The sequence below is a fragment of the Nocardia acidivorans NBRC 108247 genome, assembly GCF_001625085.1.
Lineage (GTDB): Bacteria > Actinomycetota > Actinomycetes > Mycobacteriales > Mycobacteriaceae > Nocardia > Nocardia acidivorans.
Window position 1 is genome coordinate 1 of record NZ_BDAW01000080.1, and the last position, 7,011, is coordinate 7,011.

7 protein-coding genes are annotated in these 7,011 nt (G+C 66.8%); all 7 read left to right on the top strand.

What is annotated here, in order from left to right:
• A partial coding sequence (locus NA10_RS29260) for a phage tail protein (protein ID WP_067573702.1) occupies positions 1-800 on the top strand: 800 nt, incomplete at its 5' end.
• A complete protein-coding gene (locus NA10_RS29265) occupies positions 797-2,401 on the top strand; it encodes a Gp37-like protein (RefSeq protein WP_067573707.1) in 1,605 nt (534 codons plus the stop codon). The genes NA10_RS29260 and NA10_RS29265, both read left to right, overlap by 4 nt.
• A 31-nt stretch (positions 2,402-2,432) precedes the next feature.
• Positions 2,433-3,476, top strand: a complete 1,044-nt coding sequence (locus tag NA10_RS29270; protein WP_157556811.1) for a hypothetical protein — start codon at positions 2,433-2,435, stop codon at positions 3,474-3,476.
• Positions 3,476-4,552: a collagen-like domain-containing protein gene (locus NA10_RS29275; protein WP_067573711.1), complete on the top strand. Its 1,077-nt coding sequence runs from the start codon at positions 3,476-3,478 to the stop codon at positions 4,550-4,552. Before NA10_RS29270 ends, NA10_RS29275 begins: the two co-directional genes overlap by 1 nt.
• Before the next feature lie 32 nt (positions 4,553-4,584).
• Positions 4,585-5,586 (top strand): hypothetical protein, encoded by a 1,002-nt coding sequence (locus NA10_RS29280; RefSeq protein WP_157556812.1) that lies wholly within the window; start codon positions 4,585-4,587, stop codon positions 5,584-5,586.
• A 7-nt stretch (positions 5,587-5,593) separates the two neighbouring features.
• Positions 5,594-6,229 (top strand): hypothetical protein, encoded by a 636-nt coding sequence (locus NA10_RS37190; RefSeq protein WP_067573713.1) that lies wholly within the window; start codon positions 5,594-5,596, stop codon positions 6,227-6,229.
• Positions 6,226-7,011: peptidoglycan recognition protein family protein (locus NA10_RS29290; protein ID WP_169812667.1), on the top strand; the 786-nt coding region annotated here is incomplete at its 3' end. The genes NA10_RS37190 and NA10_RS29290, both read left to right, overlap by 4 nt.

Below are 7,011 nucleotides of genomic sequence, written 5' to 3' on the forward strand. Positions count from 1 at the left end.
GCGTCGCGCTGGGCGATAGCCCGAAGGGGCACATGTTCGCCCCTGTGCAGCTGCTCGTGTCCGAGGGCGCGCGCCAGGACGGCGCGACGTTCCTGCGGTCGGTGCGGTCCAAGAAGGAACTCGATTTCACGATCGATATCGGGGGCGATGCCCTGCCGCTGCAATTCACCTCGGCTCGGCATTTCCACGCCGTACATGACGCATGGTTCCGCGACTGGTCGACCGACACCCCCGGCCGCCTCGGCTTCTACACCCGGCACCAGGGTTGGCGCTTTCAAGGTGTACGCCTGGACGCCGCGCCCGAGCCGATCACCGGTATCGACCCGGCGCGCAATTTTCATGAGGCGTACACGATGGGCGTCGTTGCCCTCGATCCGCTCATGCAGCAGATCGGCGAATGGGACCTGTGGGTGAACGCCGACGGCGCGAACGAGGGCCGTCTACGTGCCCGCAATGCCGCCGATCAACCGGGGTGGGCCCGCTACACCATGCACGGCCCCGGCCGCTACGCGATCCAGGACCCGACCGACGCCGAGGGCCTGCGCATCGTCGAAACGCCGGTGCTCCGCGTCGGCGAAGAGTTGCGTATCGACACGCATCCGCGGCACCGGACCGCCCGCGTCTACTCCAATGCGCTGCCGGACGGCCGCAACGTGTGGGCCCAGCTCGCCGGGCGGCGCTGGCTGGCCGCAATGCCGCCATGGTCCTCGACCGAGCTCGTCGTGCGCTGCTCGGACGGCGCGACCACTGCGGCGAGCGTGCGCGTCGATGTCACCCCGAGATCGTCGAGGCCCTGGTGAGCTGGGACCACGCGGCCGCCGCCCGCCGCCTCGACGTCCTCGAGCGCGAAGACCAGCAATTCCGCGCCGATCAAACAGTCCTGGTCCGCTACTACGACAAGTGGAAAAGCGAGGTAGGGGAGGAGCACAACTACACGTCTCTGCAATTCAGCCGCGTGCGCAACGCCGCGGGCGGGCTGAAGATGAGCGTGCCCCGCAAGGATTTTCTCTACTATGACCACTTTTTCGCCAACGAGGACGGCGAAGACGCGACGATTCCAATCACGGTCAACACCAAGGCATTTCGGTGGGATGGGTACGTAACCCGGGCAGCGATCATCCGCGACGAGAACGGTATCGAGACGATCGATATCGAGGCCATTCACGCATGGCAGCACATCGCCTCTATTTGTTGCTGGGCCTCGCCGTTCGCGCCGATCATCGCGCAGTGGCCGAGGCACCACCTCGTCATTGCCCCGGTCATCACAATGGCGCTGACCTACCTATCGGCGAATCTCATTCGGTTGCAGTCGCAATACGGTTCGCTCGACCCGTCCGGGGCCATGTGGCCGATCACGATCGTTCCCGTGGACGTGTGGCATGACGTTTCGAAAGCCGGTGCGGCACTTGCCCGTTTCGACATGGCCGACGCGTTGCTCGTCTCCCAGCTCGATGATGCCGGGTGCCTACTCGACGTCCGGTTTTTCCTGCCCGAGGAGGACGAGCAGCCCGCACCTGATCACTACACGCTCGACCGGCCGACGGTCGTTATCGAGGGCAAGAACAAGAGCAACATCACCGGGCCCACCGGCACATTGCTCGACGGTTTCCTGTTGTTCGTCGAGGACTTTCTCGACGACGGCACCACCCCGGTTCGCTATCCCGCATTCGATGCACAGAGCGAATACGAGGCGGTCTACGCCAATCCGGGCCCGCTCGGCACACAGCGCGGCCTGCCGTGGGTGTGGTACCGGGAAGGCGAGTATTCGGGCCTTGGCCCGTCCGAGGTGGCCGTGCACAAGCCGACCGCAATCGACGTCATCGTCGGGGGCAAGAGTCCGGGCTGGGTCAATGCGGGCATCGAGATTGCCATCAAAAACCTGCTGTCATGGCTGGGTCTGCTCATCGGTGTACCGGGCCTGGACTCGCTCTATACCGGTCAGCTCGACGACGTGTTTCTCGCGTTCATGGTCTACACCGACCAGGGCCGCGCCCGCCGCGCAGGCCCGTACGCGTTCCGGGAGCTCTACATCACCGGCAGTGACAAGGCATTCACCCTCGACGGCGTGATGAGTGGCAAACGGGGTTTGCGCCAAACCCGGGGCTACACATCGCAAAAGGTCAGCATCGGCGACGGCTCGCCCTACACGTTCGGCAAAGACTTCGAGGTAGGCGACCAAATCGGTTTCCAAGTCGCTGACCAACTGTTCGTCGACTACGTCACCGAGGCAACTTTCACCGACGACCGCGGCGCCGCGGCGCGCTGGGAGCTCGTTATCGGCGACGGCTCGGACGAAGAGGACCCCGTCGTCAAAGCCTGGGGGCGGTTGGGCACGCTCGCCCAGATCGTGAAAACCCTCTCGACCGACGTCGGCGCGGACCTCGACCTCATCATCTTCTGACGAAAACCCTTGCACGAGAGGATGTTTCCGCGTGTCCGACGTGTCATTTCCAGCCCGGATAACCATCGATTCCGAGCCCGACCTCGACGGCGTGCCGATGCTCGAGGCCACCATCACCCCGACGGCCGAGGCCGCAACGCAGGCATTGCCCGCGGGCTCGCGCGGCGAGACGGGCCCGCGTGGCGTGCCGCGCTCGACATTCGTCAAGCAGGGCACCATAGCCAACGCCGCGGCCCGGCCCGCCGGCCTCGGACCCGACGACCGCGGCAAGTGGTGGCACCGCCTCGATACCAACGGCATGGATGTGTGGACCGGTACCGCATGGCAGCACTCGCCGAATGCTGTTGGCGTACAAGGTCTAACCGCGGACCCGACGACTGTAACGACGTCGACGACGCACTCGGAAACAATCACGACACCCGCCGTCAAGGTCACCGCCAACGGCGCGGCCCTCACCGTGCAGGCCACCGCGCCCGCTGGACTGCAAGGCAACCCCGGCCCGCCCGGAAGTAGCGGGAAGCTCTCGACCGCAACCGATTTCGATTCCAGCACCGGCCCGACGCAGCGCAGCATGTTCAACTACCAAGCCGCCTCGAAACGCTGGAAGGTCGGGCCGCCGCCGGGCGGTTTCGGCCCGTGGGCCTGGTATCAGGAGGATTTCGCCGCCAACGCGAACAGCGCGGCCTCGGCGATCGTCGCGGGTGTGTTCGCGCTTCCAGTCCTGCCGTTCGCGTGGCGGCCGATGGTCTGGCTCGCCGGATTCATTCAGGCCGTCGAGGCGGGCGGCACGTATCCCGTTCTCACTGGCCGCCTGAATACCGCGACCGGCGTAATGGTCGCGTACGGCGCGGGTATCCGGGCGTCCCAGAGCATGTATCACGTCACCGCGCCGCCCAAGTTCGGCGACGACGGCCCGAAACCGCTGTCGCCCAGCTCGACCTACGCCAGCATCCCGGCCGGAACAGCGGCGTCGCTGATTGTCCAGGTCGAGAAGATCGGCACCGACGCCACCAACATTGCTTGGGATCGGACGCTCGCGAGCGCGGTCCTGTGGGCCCTGCCGATCGGAGCGTGATGTCAACCATTGGCGAGTACTTCCGGGGCGTGCGCGTCGCGGGCCTGGACGAGGGTGTCGGCGCGGCCGACATCGTCCAATCCATGCAAGCCACCCCGGCCGATTCCACCCTCGAGCTACCGACCGGGCCCGCGGGCCATATCGGCGAGACCGGCCCGCCCGCGGCCCCGTTCCGTTGGGAAGGCGATATCGCCGATCAGGCGGCCCTGTCGGCATTGGGCGGCACTCTGGGCCCCGCGCAGGCGGGCAAGGCATGGCGCGTCGTGACCACGAACGGGCTCGCCTACTGGAACGGCACGGGTTTCGATACGTTCCCCGACGCATTCGGCGCGCACGGCCCGACCGGCACCCCGAATACGCTCACCGTCGGCAGCGTGACCACCGGGCCCGCTGGGTCGGATCTCCAGATCACCGTGACCGGCACCCCGCCCGCACAGGCCGTCAATCTCGTTGTCCCACGGGGCCGTCAAGGACAGAAGGGCCCGGCCGGGCCGCCCGGACCGATCCGCGCCGCCAGCGATTTCGATGCGAGCGTGACCATGGCGGCCGGAATGGTGCCGCTGTGGAACGCTCCGGCGAGCAAATGGACCCCGGTGCCCGATCCGTCCTGGCGCGGGCCCTGGACGATCGTCGAGGGCGCACGCTACGACGGCGGCGCGGGATTCGTCGCCGATATCTCGGCCTCGTCGACGATCCCCAACACGATTGCGAGCCTGCCGATCCCGGCTCAGAACGTCGCGTGGCGGCCGTTCGTGACCGGCGGCGCGATGCTGCGATGCACGAGCAACAAACCGGCCGAACGCATGGTTCTACAAGCCATCATTTCGGGCCCCGGCACCATCGTTGGTTACGGAGATGGGCACGGGCACAACGTCTTTCGGCACTGCACGCTCGTACCTCACCTACGTACGAACGCGGTTACCCCTGGCGGCTCGGTGGGTGTGATCGCCGCAGGCGTCGCCGCAACGATCGTGCTGCAAATTCAGGCCACTACCAACGCACCGCCGTATGACTACATCCGCGATTACAGCCACCTCGCGGTATGGGCGGTACCCGTGTCAGGAGCTCCCGCATGAGCATCGTCTACGACGCAGACGTGACCGTGACCATGCGCACGGTCGAGGACCCGGTCGGCCTGCCCTACACCGTGAACCCTGTCGAGCTCGTCGGCCGCGAGGTACTGGTCGAGGTTCGCCAGGGCCCGCCCGGAATCGTGGGATTACAGGGCGGCCCGGCGTGGCCCTGGCAATGGATGGGCGATATCGCGACCTTCGCCGCGCTACAGGCCCTCGGCCTCGGTACCGCCGAGGCCCGCCGAGCGTGGCGAGTCGTCGCCGAAAACGCGCTCTACTTGTGGACGGGCATGGAATTCGTGCGGTGCGCCAACGCATTCCAGCGGCCCGGCCACCAAGCGGACCCGACCACCCTCGTCGGCGAGGCCCTCGCTGGCGCGACCGGCTCGGCCGCTGCCGCCTCGATCACCGGCACCGCGCCGAACCAAACCCTGACAATCACATTCCCGCGCGGGGTGACCGGCGACGTCGGCGACCCCGGCAGCGCTGGCGCAATCGCCGCCGCACAGGACGTCGACATGACCGGGGCCCGGCAGGACTCGGTACTGGCGTGGAGTACCAGCGACAACAAATTTCACCCGATCACGCCACCGCGGCTCGCGGGCCCATGGGCCATCGCCGGAAACCAATTCACCGGCGGCTCGAACCTGTCGCAGTCGCCGAAAACCCTTGCCACCATGAACATTCCGGCGCTGCCGTATGCGTGGCGTCCGATCGTGCTCACCGGCTCTATCGGCATGCAAAATCACGTCTCGTCCGTCGATTCCGGTCGCGTGAATATCGAGGTACGCCTTGGCGGCGTCGACGGCGTGCTCGTCGGCTACGGCGTCTCGGTGTCCCTGGCCAACTCGGGCGAGGTCATTTTCCATCCGAGGTGGGAATACCCGGTCAGCCCGAGCAGCGATCTCGGCGTCGTCCCCGCCAACACCACGGCCGCGCTCTACGTGATCGCCAAGCGCGTATTTGGAAACGCCAATTACTCCGTACAGACCGCCGCCGCCCAGCTCATCGTGATGGCGCAGCCCTATACCCCGTGAGGACCGGATGACCGAGCAACGCGCACCCGAGATCGTCGAGCAAATGACTACCGAGGCGGGGCGACTGCGAGAGCAGACCGAGGCCGCGCAGCAGGCCCGCAAAACGCAGGGCCCGCCCGAAATCCCGCCCGCAATGCGCGAATTCCTCGCCAAACTGCTCGACGGCAAACTGCCCGACCCCGGGGACCTACCGCACCTCGACCCGCAAGTGCTCACCCTGGCGAAAGACCTCGCCGTAGTCCATCTGCCCGAGTGGCGCAATCCGGCCGGTCGCAAACTCGCCGAGCCCGGCGTCGTCGAGATCAAGTCGGCGGTCCGGATCGCCGCCTATTTCTACGAACGTGGCTGGCGCTGGCATGAGGAATGCGAGCGTGTTCGCTGGATTCCGACCCCGGGCGGCCCGCCCGCCCCGTACGACGACGGCCTCCACATCACCCCGGACGAGTCCGGGCAGTGGCCCGCGCCCGACCCCGAGACGTTCTACGACGTCGGCGACATTGCCGTGCGCCAGGAGGACGACGGCACTTGGTCGGCGGCTCACCCGCGCGGCATCGAATACAGCGGCGCGGCAACCAAATCCGAGGCGTACGCGGGCATCGTCGCCCGCCTGCGAGCGAAAATCGAGGAGGCGCAACAGCAATGAGCGATCCGACATGGATTCCCGAAGTACTGCGTAACGCGGGCCTCGAGGTGCGCGAGTACCCCGGTTGGCACGACCGCGGACATGGTGATTTCGGCCCAATCTGGGGCGTCATCTGCCACCACACCGGCAGTTACGGCGAAAGCCCCCGCGGTATCGCCGAACACCCCGAACTCGGCCTCGCCTCGCAGCTGCACCTCTCACCCGAGGGCGTCTACACGATCTGCGGCGCTGGCATCGCCTGGCACGCAGGCGCAGGCAGCTATCCCGGCCTGCCCGACGACGCAGCGAATCAGTACACGATCGGCATCGAGGCCGCCAACAACGGCGGCGGCAAGCCGGACCTACCGCACCGCTACGGCGACGTATGGCCCGCCGCCCAGTACAACGCCTACGTGCGTGGCGTCGCCGCCATCCTCGACCACCTCGGCCTACCCGCCTCGCGCGCCATCGGTCACAAGGAATGGGCAGGTGCCGAGCAAGGCAAGTGGGACCCCGGCGCTATCGACATGAACCTGTTCCGCGCCGACGTGGCCCGCGCCATGTCCGGCGACCTCACCGCACCCGAAGGAGATACCGACGTGTTGGACGTGATCATCAAGAATTTCCGCGGGAACTCCCTGAAGTTCCGAGACCTGTTTTGGTGGATGGACAAGAACACCAGCGACACCCGCGAGCAGCTGCTCGGCGAGAACGACACAGCCGGCCGATTCCAGGGCTGGCCGATCCTCGGCCGCTCCAAAGTGGACCCGGCGCGCGACAACACCGTCGTTGAAGCCATCGCC